We start from the raw sequence: 18,682 nt of genomic DNA on the forward strand, positions 1-18,682 counted from the left end.
GATGGCAAACGACAATGCTTTCTCGCTTTCCCGTCGCGGCTTCCTCGCTTCCGCCTGCTGCCTGGCGGCAGCGCCGATCTTTACGCCTGTCACCTTTGCCGCGATGCCGGGTGACAACCGCTTCGTCACCATCGTGTTGCGCGGCGCGATGGATGGGCTTGATCTGGTGCAGCCATACGGCGAGGCCTCCTTTGCAGGCCTGAGGCCGGATATCGCCATTGCGCCCGACAAGGGCCTGCTCGATCTCGACGGCTTCTTCGGGCTGCATCCGGCCGCGGCCGATCTTTTGCCTCTGTGGAAGGCCAAGGAGCTCGCCTTCGTTCACGCGGCTTCGACGCCCTACCGCGACCAGCGCAGCCATTTCGACGGCCAGGACATGCTGGAATCGGGCGGTGGCCATGTCGCCGAGGAGAAGACGGGATGGCTCAACCGGGCGCTCGCCACCATCCCGCGCTCGACGGCGCGCAAGGCGATCGACATCAATACGTCGACCGAACTGATCCTTTCCGGTCCGAACATCGTCGATGTCTGGGCATCCGATTCCAATTTCGGCATGGGTGCCGACGAGATGCAGTTCCTGACGCGGCTCTATGCCCACGATCCGGCCTTCGCCAAGGCGATGGAGGAGGCGAGCCGTGCCGATCAATCGGCCAAGATGGGCGATGATCCGGGTGCCAAGCGCGGCGAGCAGATCACCGATATTGCGGCGCTTGCGGGCAAGATGCTGCTTCGCGAATACCGTATCGCAAGCTTCTCCATCAACGGCTGGGACACGCATGTCCAGCAGGTGGCCCAGTTCAAGAAGGCTGCCGGGGATCTCGCCCAGGCTGTCGTGACGTTGAAGAATACGCTTGGCCCCGAGGCTTGGAAGACGACGGTCGTGCTCGCCATGACGGAATTCGGCCGCACCGTCCGGCAGAACGGTTCCGGCGGAACGGACCACGGCACGGGCGGCTGCTGCCTGCTGGCGGGCGGGGCGATCAATGGCGGCCGCGTGCTCGGCAAATGGCCGGGCGTCAAGGACGAGCAGCTGTTCGAGGATCGCGACCTGATGCCGACATCAGATGTGCGCGAGATCGCGGCCGCGATGCTCTACCGCCAGTTCGATGTCGGCGCAGACGATCTGACGGCGAAGATCTTTCCGGGCGTGAGCTTCGACAAGTCGTCGCAATTTCTGAAGGTTTGAGCGCGAACGTTGCCACCAGCGCTTTTCATATTGCAGCGCTGGAGGATTCCGGTTCGGCCTGCATGTTCTGCAAGGTTGACAGAAGGCTCTGCCAATTTTGATAGCCGGAGCGGGGATCGCCAGCCTGCCCTTGTTGCACAATGCTGTCGACAGCGCCTTGAGTGAGCTGAATGTAGTTCATCGGCGTGTTGCTATAGTCTGCACGTTGAGCGGAGGATAGCGGAACGACCGTGCCATCTGGGCCCATGGTGCCGAGCGGCAAGCCGATCGTCTGCAGCTTGAACGCCTGCGTCAGATCGATATCTCCGGATTGAAACAGATTTTCGGCGGCCGTTTGCACCTGCGAGGGTGTCATGTCGGTAAAATCATAGGTGTCGCCAGAGCTCGCATCATCTTCCGCGCCGGAGATATCCGCGATTTGCGAAGCGAAATCGGCGTTGCCGGCGGGCTGTTGCTTCTGGCCGGCATAGATCGAGTATCTATTGGTGTTCGTATCCACTTTCATGAAAATATCCTCGTCTGAAAACAATCGAGGCATATGACTGCAACCTTGCGTGGACGTTATGATGAGGCTCTAGCGCTATTTCTCCACGAATGCCCGCAGCCGTTCCAAGGCATCGTCCCACTGTCGGGAGACGCGGTCGAGATAATCCATGAGGCTGTCGAGGGACTCGCGGCGAAAGGTGAACTGGCTTTCGCGACCGACCCGCGCGCTTGTGACCAGTCCCGCCTGTTCCAATACCTGCAGATGCTTGGTGACGGCCTGTCGGGTAATCTCGGCGTCGAGCGAGAGGTCGGCAATCGAGCGCGGGCGCCCGTCGCCGAGCTTGGTCAGCAGCGACAGACGCGTACGGTCTCCAAGTGCTGCGAAGATCGGGGCAGGGCCGGTATCGATAATCGTTGGAGCCGCGTTCGGGATGTCGGCGTTCTGCATTTCAGCGTTCGACATGCGCCTTGATGTTCTGGACCTGCTGCGTCCATCCCATATCGTTCATGCGGAACGCTTCGGCCCGGCGGCCTGATGGAACCTTGTCGAAGCCCGATTCCGTTATGGTCAGATGCGTGCCGGTCGGAATGGGTCGCAGCCGGAATTCGACCAGCGTCGGGGGTTCCTTGGAATAATCGACGTCGGGATCGATCCCATAGGGGTTCCAGGTGAAGGAGAAGAGATGCGGCTTCTCCATCTGCTTGATCGTCGCTTTCCAGGTCAGGTGTTCATAACCGGGATGCAGGATCTGGCCGGATGCCTCTTCTCCCGGCACGAAGGGGCCGTTCATCTTCACGCGGAACCATTCGGCGAATTCTTCATGATTGGTCAAAGCCCGCCAAACACGCTCGATCGGTGCATTCAGCTCGATTGTCTTTTCGATTTGATTGGTCATATCGGCAACCTACTGGTTGCCGATTAAGATGCTCCATCACCCGGAAATGCGCAACCGAAAAGTTGCAGTTTCTATGGCGGCGAGGAGCCGCCATCGTTTGCCGTTCACTGGTGGGCGAGCGCAAGGCGCAGTCCGAGCAGGCCGAACGCACCGGCAAATCCGCGCCGGAACCATAGAAGCACGCGTGGCCTTGCGATGACGTAGTGTCGCGTGGCCGAGGCGAAGGCGCCGTAGCCGAGGAAGGTGATGAAGGTCAGCGCCATGAAGATCAGTCCGAGCTCTAGCATCTCCGATGTCGGCGCCGTCGATGTCACTGGTACGAACTGCGGCAGGAAGGCGAGGAAGAAGATCGACAGTTTCGGATTGAGGATGTTGAGCAGGATGCCGTTGATGACGATCCTTGCCGGCGTCACCGAACGGTTGCTTTCATCGATCTGCAGCGAGCCGCCGGAACGCAAGACGTTGAAGGCCATGTAGAAGAGATAGGCGACGCCGAGATATTTGATGACCTGGAATGCCATGGCGCTGGCATAGAGCAGGGCGGCGAGACCCGCCACGCTGGCGACAATGTGCGGCACGATGCCGAGCGTGCAGCCAAAGGCGGCCAACAAGCTGGCGCGCCATCCTTTGCTGAGGCCATAGGCGAGCGTGTAGAGAACGCCCGTGCCGGGCAGGAGGATGACGATCATCGAGGTCAGCAGATATTCGAGGGACATGAGGGCGCTCCATTGCGTTGATGGGGAGGTCATACAGAAGCGCGTCCGGCGGGATCGATCTTGAACGAAATTGCAGCGCTACGGAGCAGGGCTTGCCGGATCAGGGTTCACAGGGCTCGATGACTGCGCGTGATTGCCATCAGTGGCGCCGACAGTCAGGCTGGCAAACGCAACGTCACCATCGGTAATGTAATGGTTGACCTTTCCGGTCATCAGACGTGAACCGGACTGGTGCAGTACGACATCTCCGACCACGCACTTTGCCTTGAGCTCGTTGACGATGTAGTCGCGCTCGGCATTCGTATCCGAATCCGTGGCATGTGTGATCTGGAACGTTAGCCAGGTTAGTGAAAGCCCGGTGTCTCTCGTGCCCGCCCCAACCCATAATACGCGCTCGTCGGGGGAAGGCTTGTCCGTCTTCAGCCAGAAGCTCGGCGAGCTCATGTCTTCCTCGGAATGGGCGAGATCAAGCGCCCAGAACCGGATGTGGTGGCGCTTGCGGGGACTGTCATCGATGGGCTCCTGGAAGCCGATGTCCTGCCGTCGACCGAAGAGATAGAACGTGCTGAAGGGGGCGGTCGGATAGGCGGAATTCATCAGAAACGCGCGCATCATTCGCAACGAGCTTGCTATCCCCAAATGGTCGGCCGTCGACCAGCCTGCCGTTGCAAAGGCCTCACGGAGTTGCTGAAGGGTGCCGATGAGGACGAAATTTACGGGGTCGCCGGGCAGGCCATCAACCGCGATCGTATATTTGGGAATAAGCCCGCGATGAAGAATCTTCAGGCCCAAGCGGACCACATTCGGCAAAATGACGTAAGCAGCCACACCATAGGTAAGGCACGCTGCAAGAATCCATGGAAGCCTGTTGTCCGCAGTATCAAAAACGACGAAGACTATCAGCCAGACGGTAAGTAAGCCCAGGCAGAAAACCAGAAACCTCTGGAAAAGGCGCGCCAGCAATCTCACAACACTTCCTCCCAGTGTCAGATGAACTCGACCTCACCATTCGTCAGCGCGATTTTACACTAAAATACTGGAACAGTGGCGCGGTCGTTCCTGGTCGCGGGCGATCTCCCGAAACGGAAATATCGATCTAGGCGACAGCGTCAGCATACGCGCCGGGCGAGACACCGAAAGTCCGGCGGAAGATGCGGGTCATGTGGCTCTGGTCGGCGAATCCGGCTTCGAGTGCCGCCTCGGCAAGCGGGGTCCTGCGGGCGATCAGCCGTCTTGCCATGTTGACGCGACGTTGCAGGATGTAGGCGTGCGGTGTGAGGCCATTTGCTTGGGCAAAACTTCGTAGCAACTGGAAGCGGCTGAGGCCGGCTTCCTGGGCAAGATCGGCGAGCGTCAGCGCTTTTGCCGGATCGTCGTCGATCAGGCTTTGCGCCCGGGCAACGGATGAAGGCGGTGAGGGGCTGTCCTTACGATCAGGCTGCACCGAGGCGACAAGCGTCAGCAGCGCTTCCTCGTATCTGATGGTTTCGCCTCGCGTGGTCAGTGCCCGGTAGAGCCGTTCGAAGCGGAGGGCGATATCGTCTCTGTCGATCACGGGCTGGGAGAATTCGAAGTCATCTGTCTTGCTCTCGCTCATGTCCTCGATCGCTTCGGCAATCAGGCGTGGTTCGAAATAGAGCATTCGCCATGCGCGGCCGTGATCGCCGATCGGCATGCCGTCGTGAACCTCGCCGGGATTGACCGTGATCGTGCTGCCGGCGCTGGCCTCGACGATGCCGCGTCCGCTCAGCGATTTTTGCGCGCCGCGATAGATGAGGCCGATGCCGAACTGTTCGTGCATGTGGCGCGGAAAGGAATGGCACGTTTCGGCCTCGACAGCTTCGACGCCCTCGATCTCACAGCGCAACATCCTGAAACCGCCAGCCGCCATCGGCAATCTCCTCGGGCGCTAGCCTAGCACATCATAGAGCCTGAATATCCAGCTGATCTGATAGACGAGGCCGGTGATGACCAAAGCCGCCTGGAAACGACGGTTCGCCGTGATGGCGGCGGCGATGCAGAGAAGGATGTAGACGACGTTGCGAACAGGATATTCCCAGCCGAGCGAATGGAAATAGGCCTGCCCCTTGAGGATCGTGTCGATCAGATCGACGGCATAGGTCACCGCCAGGAGACCGAAGAACCAGCGACGACGGGAAATGAAATATTCTTCGTAGCCGCCATAGTCCTCCACCGACGTCGGGAACAGCACGACGCAGAGGAAATAGAAAAGGCAGCAGAAGCAGATGAGGAAGAGATAAACGCCGAAATTTATGACGGCGAGGGAGCCCAGCCGATATTCCCACCACCAGAAATGGATGATGAACAGGAACATCGACAGCACCCAGCCGAGTTGGACCCAATAGACCTTGTGCTTGCCGGGCGACTGCACGAAGCCGGCAAGCCCAGTGAGCAGGCGCGCAAGGCTGAGGCTGATGACGATCGACATCACCGTCCTGATATAGACGTAGACCTCCGGGCTGTTGGCTCCTCCCATCGCCTCGTTACTCCGGCGCGACGGGTTTCGGCAGGCCGTTTTCGTCGAGGGAGACCATGATGAAGGTGCCGGCCGTGACCTTTTCCAGCTTGTTGTAGCGCGAGCGGTGTGCCCAGGCTTCGACGATGAGCGTGATCGAGGTGCGGCCGACGCGTTCGATGTGGGTGAAGACGCTCAGCGTATCGCCAATCTTGACCGGAAGTTCGAAAGCCATTTCCTTGACGGCAGCAGTGACAACACGGCCCCGGGCGCGCTCGGCGGCGCGGATGCCGCTTGCCAAGTCCATCTGCGCCATGACCCAGCCACCGAAAATATCGCCGGCGGGGTTTGCGTCCGAGGGCATGGCGAGGGTTCGCAGCGTCAATTCGCCCCTTGGCTTCAAAGTGTCGTTCATTCAGTCGCTCCGATCGTTGTGGCTTCGATTCCAGGCGCAGCCTACGTCAATCCAGATTGGTAGGGAACGGCCTTGCCCATGCGCGGTTGCACAGTCTGCTATGCCGTTGCGGCAGGTAAGTATTCGTTCACCAATCTTATCTAAAATTTGAAGGAAATTTGCCGACCACGCTGGCAGCAGAAGTGGATGGAGTGTATGGCGTATTTTTCCTTCCTGCGGCGGTCTGTCGTTCATCTTTTCCTGTCATCCGCTTTGGTCGCATGCACGGCCGATAGCCTCGTGCCCCCGGGCAGCGTCGATAGCGGTACACGCGTCAGCGCCATCCAGCCGCGTCGCGCAGCGCCGATTGCACAGCAGCAGACGCAATATGCCTACAGCACGACCCGGGCGCCGGTGAGTTCAGCGTCGGTCGACTATCTCGACACGCCCAATCTTGCCGGTCTCGGCCATTCGGTCGGTGGCCAGCCCCGCGCTGCAGCGAGCCAGATGCCGAGCTCCCTCGATGCTGCAACACCGCAGCGTCAGACATCGCCTGGTCTTGCTCCCGTTTCGAACAGCGGCATGCAGGCTTCCAACCAGATGTCCGCCGCTCCCTCCGAAGGCATCAACATGGATGCCGGCCTCGGTGTCGGTGGCAATCAGCAGCCGGTGGTCGGACTTGCGCAGGAGGAAGAGCAGAACATAGCCGAGGGCGAGAGCGAGGAGCCGATCGTCGATGGCATCGGCACGGAAAACCCCGTGCAGACCAATCAATCCCGTCTGCCGCGCCCGGCCGCACAGGCGCAGCTCAGGCAGACACCTGCGATGCCGCAGGGGCAGCAGGTCGCGATGCTCCCCCGCGTGCAAAACCCGATGTCGATGCCGGAACCGCCGGCCGCTCCGATGGCGCCACAGGCCCCCGGTGTCATGCCGGCTTCCGAGCTGCAATGCCGGCAGGAGCTGAAGCGTCTCGGTGTTCTTTTCCAGGACAAGCCGCCGATCTCGAACGGTCCGGCCTGCCAGGTACCCTATCCGGTTTCGCTGAGCGGACTGTCGGGCGACATCAATGTCAGCCCCGCGGTGACGCTGAACTGCCAGACGACGCTTGCCTTTGCCAAATGGGTGAAGAACGAACTCGCACCGGCAGCCCGCACCCGCTACTGGTCCGGCGTCGGAACGATCGTGCCCCTCGGCGGCTATTCCTGCCGGCGCATGAACAACAGCTCGCAGCGCTATAATCCGATGTCCGAACATGCCCATGGCAACGCCATCGACGTCGGCAGGTTCATCCTGAAGAACGGCCACGAAATCGACGTCCGCAAGAAGGGTCTGTTCTCGTTCCGCGAAGGCGGGCTTCTCAAGGCGGTGCGCTCCGACAGCTGCAAATACTTCGATACCGTGCTTGGTCCCGGCAGCAACCCGGAACATTGGAACCACTTTCATTTCGATCTGAGGGATCGCAAGGGTGGCCGGCGCTATTGCAGCCTGTAATTTGCGGACTATGTCCGGTTGCCGGAACCCGATGCGGACGACACATTAGCCGCTGCACGGATCCGGTCGAATGAGGGCATATTGAACAGAGCGGCAAGTTTCACCTCCACCATCCTTGCGGTCTTCATCGCCGTTGCCATCGTCGTCGTGGGGCGCTGGTACATTTATATCGCCTATTCCCACGATCTGTTCGACGAGGTCGGCGTCGGCCTCAACATGATGATGCCTGATCCCGTCAGGCAGATCGGATGCGCCAAGCTGAAAGAACGCTTTGGCCACGGCTCGCTGCCACCGGCCGGATGCGGGGCGAACGGCGCCTGGTAGTCGATTGAGGTTACGTTAAGGCAAGACGAAAAAAAGCCGGCACGAAGGCCGGCTTGAGTGGTGCCCAGCAACGACAGGGGATGTTTGCTGGCTCCGGTAATCAAACTTCATATCGAAATGATGCGATCAGTATAAACGCAACAAGTATATGTCCAATATGGGCAGGTACCAAAGATGCGGCCAAGAGGCGTTGGGCGGAAATGCAGCAACCTTCGATCACCTGATCGGTTTTATGTCGGAGGAAGGTCACGATTTGATGACAAGACTGAGTGATCGTTGAATATTCTGAAACGAACACACTGTTCGCTACAAGCGGGGTGGTAAAAGACCCGGAAGGGGCTATAAAGCGGGCAAAAGCCGCAAAAATAGTCGAAGAGCAGACCGTTTCCCGCCATGGCGCCAATCATTTCCATCCGTAATCTCACCAAAACCTATGCAAACGGTTTTCAGGCGCTGAAGGGCATTGATCTCGATGTCGAGAAGGGCGAAATCCTGGCATTGCTGGGGCCGAACGGCGCCGGCAAGACGACGATGATTTCGATCGTTTGCGGCATTGCCAATCCGAGCGGCGGCACGGTTACCGTTGGCGGCCACGATGTCATCAAGGATTTCCGCGCGACGCGGAGCATGATCGGGCTGGTGCCGCAGGAGTTGACGACGGATCAGTTTGAAACGGTTTGGAACACGGTGAGCTTTTCGCGCGGCCTGCACGGCAAGAAGGCAAATCCCGCCCATATCGAGAAGGTGCTACGCGATCTCTCTCTCTGGGAGAAAAAGGACAATACGCTGCGCGAGCTCTCAGGCGGCATGAAGCGACGGGTGCTGATCGCCAAGGCGCTTTCGCACGAACCCGAGATCCTGTTCCTCGACGAGCCGACGGCCGGCGTGGATGTGACGCTGCGCAAGGACATGTGGCATGTGGTCGAGGGACTGCGCCAATCCGGCGTGACGATCATCCTGACGACGCATTACATCGAAGAGGCGGAAGAGATCGCCGACCGCGTCGGTGTCATCAATGGCGGCCAACTCCTGCTCGTCGAGCAGAAGGCGGCGCTGATGGCCAAGCTCGGACGCAAGCAGCTCATTCTCGACCTTGTCGAGCCGCTTGAGGCGCTGCCCGACTGTCTTCAGGGGAACGGCCTTTCGGTCGGGGATGGCGGGACGACTCTCATCTACGATTTCGACACCACGCACGAACACGCCAGCATTGCCAAGCTCCTCTCCCGCCTGGAAGAGGAGGGCATCCATTTCAGGGATCTTTCGACGCGGCAGAGTTCGCTCGAGGATATCTTCGTTTCGCTGGTCGGAGGACATAAATGAACATCGAGGCGATCAAATCCATCTATAGGTTCGAGATGGCCCGAACGCGCCGCACGCTGCTGCAGAGCGTCATCTCGCCTGTTATCTCGACGTCGCTTTATTTCATCGTCTTCGGCGCTGCGGTCGGCTCGCGCATCCAGGAGGTCGAGGGCGTGTCCTACGGTGCCTTCATCACGCCCGGCCTCATCATGCTGACGCTTCTCGGCCAGTGCATCAGCAACGGCTCCTTCGGCATCTATTTCCCCAAATTCGTCGGCACGATCTATGAGGTGCTGTCGTCGCCGATCGCGATGACTGAAATCATCATCGGTTATGTCGGAGCGGCGGCGACGAAAGGGATGATCATCGGTTTCATCATCCTGCTGACTGCGAATTTCTTCGTGCATGTCACCATCCTGCATCCGTTCATGATGGTGCTTTTCTTCGTGCTGACCGCCGTCAGCTTCAGCCTGTTCGGCTTCATGATCGGCATCTGGGCGAAGAATTTCGAACAGCTCAATCTCATTCCCATGCTGGTCGTGCCTCCGCTAACCTTCCTCGGAGGCAGCTTCTATTCGATCAACATGTTGCCGCCCTTTTGGCAGGCGGTCAGCCACCTCAACCCGGTTCTCTATCTCGTCAGCGGCTTCCGCTGGAGCTTCTTCGGGATCGCGGATGTCAATCCGATATTGAGCCTGGCGATGATCTCCATCTTCCTAGTCATCTGCCTTGCAACGCTGGGATGGATATTCAAGACCGGCTACCGGCTCCGGAACTGACGGCGGGCGCCTGATCGAAAGCGCGTGCCTGAGTTCGCTCAGGCGGCGTCGCGAGGATTGGTCATGGCCGGCTCCTGTTCCGGCTTGTAGAAACGAAATGTTCCCCGTCCGGCACCCTTGGCCGCGTAGAGAGCGGTATCAGCTCTGCGGGAAAGTTCTGACGGTACTGAGCCATCTATGATCGCGATGCCGACGGAGGCGCCAAGTGTCAGCGTTCTGCCGTAGTAGTCGACCGGTCGCGACAAGCTGCCGATGATGTCGCGCGCCATTTCCGCAATCGTTCCCCGATCGGTGCAAGGTCCCATCAGGGCTGCAAACTCGTCGCCGCCGATGCGCGCGACGAAAGCGCCATCGCCGCAGACGCTCCTCAGGCGGCTTGCAGCCTCCTTCAGGCATTCGTCGCCCGCGGCGTGGCCCATGCTGTCATTGACTGCCTTGAAGCCATCGAGGTCGACGAGAAGCAGTGCGGCAAGCGATTTCCGTTCGCCATGATGGTCGCAGAAACTTGAGAGCCTCGTCAGGAATTGGCTGCGATTGGCAAGACCCGTCATCAGATCGAACTCGGCCAGGTAGCGCGTTCGATCCAGCATGATCTTTTCTTCGGTGATGTCCTGCTTCATGCCGAAGATGCGAACGGGCACATCGTCCTCGCATTCCACGCTCGCCGTCAGGCGTATCCATTTGCGGTTTCCGTTCCGCGTTATGATTTCCGCGTCCATGGTGAAGCCGCTACGCTCCTCGATCGCCCGGTCTCGGCGGAGCTTCAGTTCCCTTGCCGATTCCGGTGAGTAGCATTCGACGATTTCGCTGCGATCGATCACCGAACCGCGCGGCAGGTCGAAGAGATCATAAACGACGTCGGTCCAATGGAGCGTCTCGTCCGGAAGGCTGCATTCCCACACGCCGATCTGGGCGGACACGGAGGCGCGATCGAATATCTTTCTGCTATGGGCGAGTGCGGCTGCCTGACTGCTGATAAGCGCGTCGCGCTCCTGCAGCTGTCGCTCAAGGTGGTCGATGGTTTCCAGATATCCGCGGCTGCCCAGGGATGGGAGCCGGGACGCGAAGCCCCCGAACCTTAAAATTTTCCGGAGAGCATTTCGCGTACGGGACGGGTGAGACATCGTGCTGTTCTATAGCCTCGCATCATGCGCTATCCGCACATTCGCTCATAAGCTTTAAGACTTAGTATCAATTGATGCTAAAGAACACGCGACCGGTCTTTCACCCTTGCTATGGCGGCGGTTTGAGGCGTCCGTTGTTGGGCAGGGCGACAGCCTGTAGATTGGAACGACAACTGGGGGATCGGAAACATGGCGCTCAAGCGGATGGACAACGTCGGAATCGTCGTCGAGGACCTCGGAGGGGCGATTGATTTCTTTCGCGAACTCGGGCTCGAGCTTGAGGGGCGGGCGACGATCGAAGGAGAATGGGCCGGACGCGTTACCGGATTGGGCGACCAGCATGTCGAGATCGCCATGATGCGCACGCCTGACGGCCACAGCCGACTTGAGCTTTCCCGCTTCCTCGCGCCGCATGTCGTTGCGGATCACCGGGATGCCCCAGTCAATGCTCTCGGCTACCTCCGCGTCATGTTCGCAGTGGACGATATCGACGACACGCTCGAAAGGCTCCGCAACCGCGGTGCTCAGCTCGTTGGCGAAGTCGTTCAGTATAAGGACGCCTATCGGCTCTGCTATATCAGAGGGCCTGAAGGAATTCTCATCGGGCTTGCCCAGGAACTCAGCTGATGAAATGCCTGGACCTGGACCGGCGCCGGGTAACGCCTCAATCCCGCAGGCGCAGCTCGTCCGTTTGCATCTGCATCGATCCCAGCGTTTCCAGGAAACTCATGCCAAGCAGGCTCTGATCGAGCTTTCCGTTCTCGGCCACCATTGCCTCGACGTTGTGGCGAATGATGGGGCCGATCGCGACCGAACCCAATCTCGCGGGCGCTGCACGGGCGCGACCGTTTGCGGTCATCACGGTCATGGAATAGGCAAGGTTTTCGGGAACGAGCCCGACGCGCTCTGCGTCCCTCCGTGTCAAGGCGACCATGCTTGCGCCGGTATCGACAAGCATTGATACGTTCTGCCCGTTGATCGTAACGTCAGCCTCGAAATGGCCGTTCAGGAGTTTGTGCAGGATGACTTCCTGGCCGCCTTCGCTGGTCGTGACCACGAAGGCGCGGCCGGGAATGAGGCCGGCGAGAAGGCGGTTCCCCACGGCCAGCGCATCCGCTCGGTAGAGATAGGCGGTCGCGAGCGCCAGGATAATCACCAGCCAGATCAGGAGATTGCGCAGGGTTTCGCTGACGGTATGGCGGCTTGCCCAGATACCGGCGCCGATCATAAGGGCGATCGGCAGCAGATAGACCATGCGACCGAAATCATCATTGTCTATGCCGAAGGTCGTTCCGCTGTCGTGATTGAAGACCAGCAGCGCCAGACCGATACCCAAAATGACGAGAACGACATTCAGTCGGTTCATTGAGCGCTTCGCTCCCGCAACATCCGCTGACGGCGCGTCTCTCTGCGGGGCTTGCGTTCGACCGTTGCAAGCCGTTCGGGCAGACCGGCCATGATGTCGCTCCGCTCCTGGTCGCTGTAGAGCGTCCATGCGCCGATCTCTTCGCGCGTGCGTCCGCAGCCGAAGCAGTAGCCGGTGTTCATGTCGATGGAGCAGACGAGAATGCAGGGTGTTTGCATGAGGCAATATATCGGGGGTTCAAAGGCACATGGCAAGAGTGCAGAAAGCCGCGATTTCGCAAATCTGCTGCGTCGCGCCGATGGTGTCACCGGTGTGTCCAGAAAGGCGCCGGCCGATATAGGCGGTGAAGAGCGTGGTGCAGATTGTCGCCACGAGAGCGACCCAGATCAGCGGCAGGAGATGCCAATCCGGCCAGAGCAGAAGAGCGAAAAGAACAGCGGCGGTGCCAAGCGCAGTCCGCATCTCGGCCGAGTCCGGCTGTCCTGCGGAAGCCGCGACGCCATCCGTCTTAGCAGACGGGAGCCGCGCCCAGTGCCAGACGAGGGCGCCTCGGCTCAAGGCTGCTGCTGCCGGTATCGTCAGCGCGGCCGACAGGGCAGGGAGATCGCGGCCGATAGCCGCAATCGCTGATGCCCGGATGCCGAAGGAGAGGACAAGGGCGATGGCGCCATAGGTGCCGATGCGGCTGTCTTTCATGATCTGCAGCGCGCGATCGCGATCCTTGCCGCCGCCGAGGCCGTCCGCCGTGTCGCTCAGCCCATCCTCGTGCAGAGCCCCCGTTACCAGGGTCTGAACGCCGAGCGTGAGCAGGGCTGCCATCAGCGGATCGGCATTCAACGAAAGCAACAGGCCGAGAACCGCAGCAGCCGGCATGGCGATCACCGCGCCGGCAAGCGGGAAGGTCCGGGAGACCCGGCCGAGATCGCCGTCATAGGCCTCGAAATAGGAGGATGCGACCGGAATGCGGCTGAGGAACGAGATCGCGCGCGCGACGTCGTCGAGATAATCCTTAGCCGCCATCCCTTCTCTCCCGTGGTCCCTGCGACAACAGTCGGCGCTTTTGGAGTTGTTCGCGCTGCCCTGCATCATTAATAGAGTCGCACGCAAGAGACCTGATTTGAGACCAAAAGACAAGGAAACGCATCCATGAGCGTCAGCGGCCTTCCATTCGACGATTTCCGCGCCCTGCTGCGCGAGCTGCCGGGACCGGATTCCCGGGCGCTGGTAGCGGCACGCGAGCGCGATGCGCAGCTCACCAAGCCGCCGGGCGCCCTCGGCCGCCTGGAAGAAATCGCTTTCTGGCTTGCCGCCTGGACCGGCCGTTCGCCTGCCGTCAACCGGCCGCTCGTCGCGATCTTTGCCGGCAATCATGGCGTGACGCGCCAGGGTATCACGCCGTTTCCGCCGGAAGTGACGCAGCAAATGGTGGAAAACTTTGCCGCAGGTGGTGCCGCGATCAACCAGATCTGCGTCGCCTATGACCTCGGCCTCAAGGTCTTCGATCTGGCGCTCGACTATCCGACCGGCGATATCACCGAGGAGCCGGCGCTGTCGGAGCGCGACTGTGCTGCGACGATGGCCTTCGGCATGGAGGCAATCGCCGGCGGCACGGATCTGCTGTGTATCGGCGAGATGGGCATCGGCAACACGACGATCGCTGCAGCGATCAACCATGCGCTCTACGGTGGCACGGCCGCCGAGTGGGTAGGGCCGGGTACCGGTTCCGAAGGCGAGATGCTGCAGCGGAAGATTGCGGCGGTCGAAAAAGCTGTGGCGCTGCATCGCGATCATCTTTCCGATCCATTGGAAATCCTGCGTCGCCTCGGCGGTCGCGAGATCGCCGCGATGGCCGGTGCGATCCTCGCCGCCCGCATGGAGCGGATCCCTGTCATCATCGACGGATATGTGGCGACTGCCGCGGCATCCATCCTCAAGGCCGCCAATCCGTCGGCGCTCGACCATTGCCTGATCGGCCATGTCTCTGCTGAGCCCGGACACCTGAAGGCGATCGAGCAGCTCGGCAAGACGCCGCTGCTCGCGCTCGGCATGCGGCTCGGCGAAGGGACGGGTGCAGCGCTCGCCGCCGGTATCGTCAAGGCGGCGGCAGCCTGCCATTCCGGCATGGCGACGTTCTCCAGCGCCGGCGTCAGCAATCAGCACTGAGGTGGACGCCCGGACGTTCACGACTTGCGAAGAACCGGGTGAAACGGTATTCGCATGATTGCTAAAACAGGAGAGTGACGCAACTTGGACGCAAAACTGACGAAACCGGCCGTAGTCAAGGAGACCGGCATCAGGCATTTCTTTGCCGCGGCAAGCTATTCCTGGGGTGGTTTCCTGCGCCTTCTGCAGGAGGCCGCCTTTCGCCAGGAGCTGGGTTTCTTCGCCGTCGCGCTGGTTTTGCTGGTACTGGTTGGCGCAAGCCCGGCGGAAATCCTCGTGGCGGTGCTGCTGTTCCTCGGCCTCTTCGCCATCGAGGCAATGAACACCGCGGTCGAGGAAGTCATCGACCGCATCTCGCCCGAGATTTCCAATGTCGGCAAATATGCGAAGGATCTCGGTTCCTTCGCCGTCTTCTGCATGATCGTCGCCTGCGGATTGTATCTCGCCTTCACGATCGGCGGGCACTTGCTCTTCCGCTGATCAGGCGAAGCTTTTCTTGCGCTTTCCGACAGATGGAGCGTCTTCGACAGCAGGTAGGCTCTGAAGCACGCGCTTCGCCGGCAGGATGGCGATGACCTCGGTGCCTTCGCGCAGTTTCGATTTCAGGATGAACTGGCCATCGTGCTTGGCAAGAATTGCCTGGACGATGGGCAGACCGAGGCCGGTTCCCTGTTCGGCGCTCTTGATCGCGATGGAGCCCTGGCCGAAGGCGGAGAGCACGACCGGGATTTCCTCTTCCGGAATGCCGGGGCCATTGTCCTTGATCGCGACATACTGGCCGCCACCTGCCGTCCAGCCGACTTTCACATGAATTTCTCCGTTCTGGGGCGTGAATTTCACCGCATTGGAGAGCAGGTTGAGAATGACCTGCCGCAAGGACTTCTCGTCGGCCCAGACGGAGGGAAGCTGGGGTTCGAACTGCTGCGAGACGGAGATGTTCTTGGCGCGGGCGCGCAGCTGCACCATGCCAATGCAGTCCTCGGCGACTTCCAGGAGCGAGATCGCTTCCTCGTTCAGCTCGTATCGCCCGGCCTCGATGCGCGACAGGTCGAGGATCTCGTTGATGAGGTTCAGCAGATGCTCGCCGGAACGATGGATGTCGTTGGTATATTCCTTGTAGGTCGGATTGTTGAGGGGCCCCATCACTTCCTGGGACATGACCTCGGAGAAGCCGAGAATGGCGTTGAGCGGGGTTCTGAGCTCATGTGACATGGAGGCAAGGAAGCGGGATTTGGCGAGGTTCGCCTCTTCCGCGCGTCGACGGGCCTCGTCCGACATGGATTTCGCTACTTCGAGCTCGGCGATCAAGTCGTCCTTTTCGGACTGGAAGGAAAGGACTTTCAGGTTCGACTGATAGAGACGATCGGTAATGAAGGCGAAGAAGATGACAGCGGCGGAAAAGGTCGCGGTAAGGCTGAGGTCGAGAATGCCGCGGGATAGAAGGGCCTTGAAGCATAGGGCCATGACAGTCGGCACGAAAGCGAAGAGAACGGCGCGCGGCAGCATGAAATTCGACATTGCCATCACGCAGAGCGCCAACAGCAATGTTGCGCCCTTGTAGAGCGTATAGGAGTTCTCGTTGCAGGCGGCGCAGCCCTTAAGGGCGAAGAGGGCCCAGCAGCAGCCGACCAGGATCTGACCCACAAGAAGGATACCGCGCCATTTTCGAGCGCTTTCGGCGGTAATATCCTGCTTCTTGACGCGCTGGCTGAGCACGACGTTGATCGCATGGGCGGTCAGCGTCAGCAGCGCCCAGGCAAGCAGTCTCATGTCGCCGGTGAGATAGACGCCGAGAGCTGCGACGATGATGACGAAGAGCGGCATCAGCGATGCGCCTTGGACCATGGCGCCGAGATGCATCATCATGATTTCGCGGTCGAAGCTGCCGATGTTACCAGACTGCAGCCGCTCACGCGTTTGCCGCACGGCCTTCGAGACGGCCTTGTTGCGGTGGCTGCGTGATCGGTCGACGATGATCTTATCTGTCGATGTGCTGACGCCGGTACTCATGTGCACGTTGAAACTTCGCCTACAGATGAGTACAGATTAGCGACCAATCCTTAAGAAGATGCTGCCAGGGAAATGTTTTGTTTGCCATCTTTGCCAAGGATTTGTTTCTCAAAGGGGCAGAAGCGTGACGCGATTCGCCCGTCTTTTCCGTGACGGGATCACCACATTTGCTCTCCTTGCTCTGATCGGCCTTCTCGCATTGAAGATGAACAATCAGCCGGAAACGGTTAAAAGCGGGGCATTTTATGCCATCGACGGTGATACGCTCGACCAGGGTGGTGAGCGACTGCGGCTGCTTGGCATCGATGCACCGGAGTATCGGCAGCAATGTCAGCGCGGCGGTTCCGATTGGCCTTGCGGCCGGGCGGCGCGCGACATGCTCGTTAAGCTTCTCGCGGGTGGATCGGTGGATTGCCGCGGCGACAAGCGGGATCGATATGGTCGCCTGCTGGTGACTTGCCGGATGGGCGATACCGATATCAATGGCGAGATGGTATTGCGCGGCATGGCGGTTTCCTATGGTGGCTATGTGGCTGACGAGGCGAAGGCCCGGCAGGCAAAATCAGGCCTTTGGGCGGGGACGTTCGAGAGGCCGCAGGACTGGCGCCGCGAAGAAGCCGAAGTGCGAGACGATCCCCTGGGTGGGGTCGCCGACATATTGAAGAGACTGACCATATGGAATTGATAGCTGACGAAAGCGAGCGGGAGGCCGAGCTTCAGGCCCTGCATCGTGAGATCACGGCCTGCCGTGTCTGTCGTGATCAGCCGGCGCGGGGGCTTGAATACCGGCTGCCGCATGAACCGAGACCTGTGCCGGTGTTGTCGGCGAAGGCACGGATTCTGATTGCAGGTCAGGCGCCCGGCCTGCGCGTGCACGAGAGCGGCCTGCCGTTCAACGACGCTTCCGGCGACAGGCTGCGGCAGTGGCTCGCGGTTGATCGCGATAGCTTCTACAATTCCGATCATTTCGCGATCGTGCCGATGGGGTTCTGTTTTCCCGGCTATGATGCCAAAGGCGGGGACCTGCCGCCGCGGCGCGAATGCGCGCCGCTCTGGAGGCGCAAGACTTTAAGCGCAATGCCGCAGATCGAGCTTGTGATCGCGATCGGCCAATATGCCCAGGCCTGGCATCTTGGTGCTCAGCGCATGGGATCGGTAACTGAAACCGTTTCTAACTGGCGGCGTTATCTCCACACGAACGCATCGCCGGCAATTTTGCCTCTTCCGCATCCGAGCTGGCGCAACAGCGGCTGGCTGAAACGCCATCCATGGTTCGAAGTGGATTTGCTGCCGGTGCTACAAGAACGTGTGAAATTCCTTATTTCGTGAAACAAGTTTCTTTTCTCTAGCCGGAATCGCGTTATACAGAGAATATATTTCGAAAGGACATTGGGGATGGACCGTCTCGACCGCAAGATCCTGCGCTTGTTGCAGGAGGATTCCACTCTGGCCGTGGCCGACCTTGCCAAGAAGGTCGGGCTTTCGACGACGCCGTGCTGGCGACGTATCCAGAAGATGGAAGAGGACGGCGTTATCCGGGGCAGGGTGGCGTTGCTCGACCCCGAGAAGGTCAACACCAAGGTCACCGTCTTCGTCTCCATCCGCACCAACAGCCACTCGATCGAATGGCTGAAGCGCTTCTCCGAAGTGGTTGCCGATTTCCCGGAAGTGGTGGAATTCTACCGCATGAGCGGCGACGTGGACTATCTTTTGAGGGTCGTTGTGCCTGACATCGCGGCCTATGACGCCTTCTACAAGCGCATGATCGCAAAGATCGAAATCCGCGACGTTTCCTCGGCCTTTGCGATGGAGCAGATCAAATATTCGACGCAGCTGCCGCTCGACTACATGATGCTCGAAAACGCCAAGTCGAACGAGGATTAAGCGGTCGATAGAGTTTTGTGCTAGATTCGGCTTGCGGCGGAATTTCAGCCTTAAAAATACCGCAGGCCGAAAATACCGCCGTTGAAGC

The 18,682-nt window shown here is 59.9% G+C and carries 24 protein-coding genes; 11 read left to right on the forward strand and 13 right to left on the reverse strand.

Features of this window, described 5'->3' with window-relative positions:
• Window position 1: 1 nt before the first annotated feature.
• Window positions 2-1,186 (forward strand): DUF1501 domain-containing protein, encoded by a 1,185-nt coding sequence (locus EV561_RS20035; RefSeq protein WP_132524067.1) that lies wholly within the window; start codon window positions 2-4, stop codon window positions 1,184-1,186.
• Between the two features lie 25 nt (window positions 1,187-1,211).
• On the opposite strand, the gene EV561_RS20040 is transcribed toward EV561_RS20035, so the two are convergent.
• The 8 genes from EV561_RS20040 to EV561_RS20075 all read right to left on the reverse strand — a co-directional run bounded on the left by EV561_RS20040 (window position 1,212) and on the right by EV561_RS20075 (window position 6,175).
• Window positions 1,212-1,691 (reverse strand): hypothetical protein, encoded by a 480-nt coding sequence (locus tag EV561_RS20040; protein ID WP_132524068.1) that lies wholly within the window; start codon window positions 1,689-1,691, stop codon window positions 1,212-1,214.
• A gap of 75 nt (window positions 1,692-1,766) precedes the next feature.
• Entirely contained in the window at window positions 1,767-2,120 is a 354-nt protein-coding gene (locus EV561_RS20045) for a helix-turn-helix domain-containing protein (protein WP_132524195.1), read from the reverse strand.
• A 1-nt stretch (window position 2,121) separates the two neighbouring features.
• A complete protein-coding gene (locus EV561_RS20050) occupies window positions 2,122-2,568 on the reverse strand; it encodes an SRPBCC family protein (protein ID WP_132524069.1) in 447 nt (148 codons plus the stop codon).
• A 104-nt stretch (window positions 2,569-2,672) separates the two neighbouring features.
• Complete coding sequence (locus EV561_RS20055; RefSeq protein WP_132524070.1) at window positions 2,673-3,284, reverse strand: LysE family translocator; 612 nt, start codon at window positions 3,282-3,284, stop codon at window positions 2,673-2,675.
• A 78-nt stretch (window positions 3,285-3,362) separates the two neighbouring features.
• On the reverse strand, window positions 3,363-4,253 hold the full coding sequence (locus EV561_RS20060) for an LssY C-terminal domain-containing protein (RefSeq protein ID WP_132524071.1): 891 nt from the start codon (window positions 4,251-4,253) through the stop codon (window positions 3,363-3,365).
• A gap of 127 nt (window positions 4,254-4,380) precedes the next feature.
• A complete protein-coding gene (locus tag EV561_RS20065; RefSeq protein WP_132524072.1) occupies window positions 4,381-5,175 on the reverse strand; it encodes an AraC family transcriptional regulator in 795 nt (264 codons plus the stop codon).
• Between the two features lie 18 nt (window positions 5,176-5,193).
• Window positions 5,194-5,781: a hypothetical protein gene (locus EV561_RS20070; RefSeq protein WP_132524073.1), complete on the reverse strand. Its 588-nt coding sequence runs from the start codon at window positions 5,779-5,781 to the stop codon at window positions 5,194-5,196.
• Window positions 5,782-5,788: 7 nt separating this feature from the next.
• Window positions 5,789-6,175: an acyl-CoA thioesterase gene (locus EV561_RS20075; RefSeq protein ID WP_132524074.1), complete on the reverse strand. Its 387-nt coding sequence runs from the start codon at window positions 6,173-6,175 to the stop codon at window positions 5,789-5,791.
• A gap of 195 nt (window positions 6,176-6,370) precedes the next feature.
• Here EV561_RS20075 and EV561_RS20080 point away from each other — a divergent pair, with 195 nt between their 5' ends.
• From EV561_RS20080 to EV561_RS20095, 4 genes are all read left to right on the forward strand, one after another.
• A complete protein-coding gene (locus tag EV561_RS20080; RefSeq protein WP_132524075.1) occupies window positions 6,371-7,645 on the forward strand; it encodes an extensin family protein in 1,275 nt (424 codons plus the stop codon).
• 81 nt (window positions 7,646-7,726) lie between these two features.
• Window positions 7,727-7,969, forward strand: coding sequence for a hypothetical protein (locus EV561_RS20085; protein WP_245512769.1), 243 nt, complete (start codon window positions 7,727-7,729; stop codon window positions 7,967-7,969).
• A 393-nt stretch (window positions 7,970-8,362) separates the two neighbouring features.
• The gene (locus EV561_RS20090; RefSeq protein WP_132524076.1) at window positions 8,363-9,289 is read left to right on the forward strand and encodes an ABC transporter ATP-binding protein; all 927 of its coding nucleotides are present in this window, start codon (window positions 8,363-8,365) and stop codon (window positions 9,287-9,289) included.
• A complete protein-coding gene (locus EV561_RS20095) occupies window positions 9,286-10,047 on the forward strand; it encodes an ABC transporter permease (protein WP_132524077.1) in 762 nt (253 codons plus the stop codon). The genes EV561_RS20090 and EV561_RS20095 overlap by 4 nt, the downstream gene beginning before the upstream one ends.
• A 38-nt stretch (window positions 10,048-10,085) precedes the next feature.
• Here the strand turns inward: EV561_RS20095 and EV561_RS20100 are convergent, their stop codons facing one another.
• Entirely contained in the window at window positions 10,086-11,171 is a 1,086-nt protein-coding gene (locus EV561_RS20100; RefSeq protein WP_132524078.1) for a diguanylate cyclase, read from the reverse strand.
• 189 nt (window positions 11,172-11,360) lie between these two features.
• Between EV561_RS20100 and EV561_RS20105 the strand changes: the two genes are divergently transcribed.
• Window positions 11,361-11,798, forward strand: coding sequence for a VOC family protein (locus EV561_RS20105; protein ID WP_132524079.1), 438 nt, complete (start codon window positions 11,361-11,363; stop codon window positions 11,796-11,798).
• Between the two features lie 37 nt (window positions 11,799-11,835).
• On the opposite strand, the gene EV561_RS20110 is transcribed toward EV561_RS20105, so the two are convergent.
• The 3 genes from EV561_RS20110 to EV561_RS20120 are packed head-to-tail and all read right to left on the reverse strand — an operon-like array spanning window position 11,836 to window position 13,557.
• Window positions 11,836-12,537, reverse strand: a complete 702-nt coding sequence (locus EV561_RS20110) for a TIGR02281 family clan AA aspartic protease (protein WP_132524080.1) — start codon at window positions 12,535-12,537, stop codon at window positions 11,836-11,838.
• Window positions 12,534-12,755 (reverse strand): DUF1289 domain-containing protein, encoded by a 222-nt coding sequence (locus tag EV561_RS20115; protein WP_132524081.1) that lies wholly within the window; start codon window positions 12,753-12,755, stop codon window positions 12,534-12,536. The genes EV561_RS20110 and EV561_RS20115 overlap by 4 nt, the downstream gene beginning before the upstream one ends.
• Before the next feature lie 19 nt (window positions 12,756-12,774).
• Window positions 12,775-13,557: an adenosylcobinamide-GDP ribazoletransferase gene (locus EV561_RS20120; RefSeq protein ID WP_132524082.1), complete on the reverse strand. Its 783-nt coding sequence runs from the start codon at window positions 13,555-13,557 to the stop codon at window positions 12,775-12,777.
• A gap of 126 nt (window positions 13,558-13,683) precedes the next feature.
• Between EV561_RS20120 and cobT the strand changes: the two genes are divergently transcribed.
• Together cobT and EV561_RS20130 are read left to right on the forward strand one after the other, a co-directional pair.
• Entirely contained in the window at window positions 13,684-14,700 is a 1,017-nt protein-coding gene (gene cobT / locus EV561_RS20125) for a nicotinate-nucleotide--dimethylbenzimidazole phosphoribosyltransferase (protein ID WP_132524083.1), read from the forward strand.
• Window positions 14,701-14,796: 96 nt separating this feature from the next.
• Window positions 14,797-15,180: a diacylglycerol kinase gene (locus EV561_RS20130; protein ID WP_132524197.1), complete on the forward strand. Its 384-nt coding sequence runs from the start codon at window positions 14,797-14,799 to the stop codon at window positions 15,178-15,180.
• Here EV561_RS20130 and EV561_RS20135 read toward each other — a convergent pair whose 3' ends face one another.
• Window positions 15,181-16,710 carry a HAMP domain-containing sensor histidine kinase gene (locus EV561_RS20135; protein ID WP_132524198.1) on the reverse strand — a complete coding sequence of 510 codons (1,530 nt, stop codon included), beginning with the start codon at window positions 16,708-16,710 and terminating at the stop codon, window positions 15,181-15,183.
• Between the two features lie 124 nt (window positions 16,711-16,834).
• Between EV561_RS20135 and EV561_RS20140 the strand changes: the two genes are divergently transcribed.
• From EV561_RS20140 to EV561_RS20150, 3 genes are all read left to right on the forward strand, one after another.
• Complete coding sequence (locus EV561_RS20140) at window positions 16,835-17,395, forward strand: thermonuclease family protein (protein WP_132524084.1); 561 nt, start codon at window positions 16,835-16,837, stop codon at window positions 17,393-17,395.
• Window positions 17,386-18,039: a uracil-DNA glycosylase family protein gene (locus EV561_RS20145; RefSeq protein WP_132524085.1), complete on the forward strand. Its 654-nt coding sequence runs from the start codon at window positions 17,386-17,388 to the stop codon at window positions 18,037-18,039. The genes EV561_RS20140 and EV561_RS20145 overlap by 10 nt, the downstream gene beginning before the upstream one ends.
• A 66-nt stretch (window positions 18,040-18,105) precedes the next feature.
• Window positions 18,106-18,594 (forward strand): Lrp/AsnC family transcriptional regulator, encoded by a 489-nt coding sequence (locus tag EV561_RS20150; protein WP_132524086.1) that lies wholly within the window; start codon window positions 18,106-18,108, stop codon window positions 18,592-18,594.
• The last annotated feature ends 88 nt before the right edge of the window (window positions 18,595-18,682 follow it).

Source organism: Rhizobium sp. BK376 (assembly GCF_004341625.1).
In the GTDB taxonomy this organism is placed as follows: domain Bacteria; phylum Pseudomonadota; class Alphaproteobacteria; order Rhizobiales; family Rhizobiaceae; genus Rhizobium.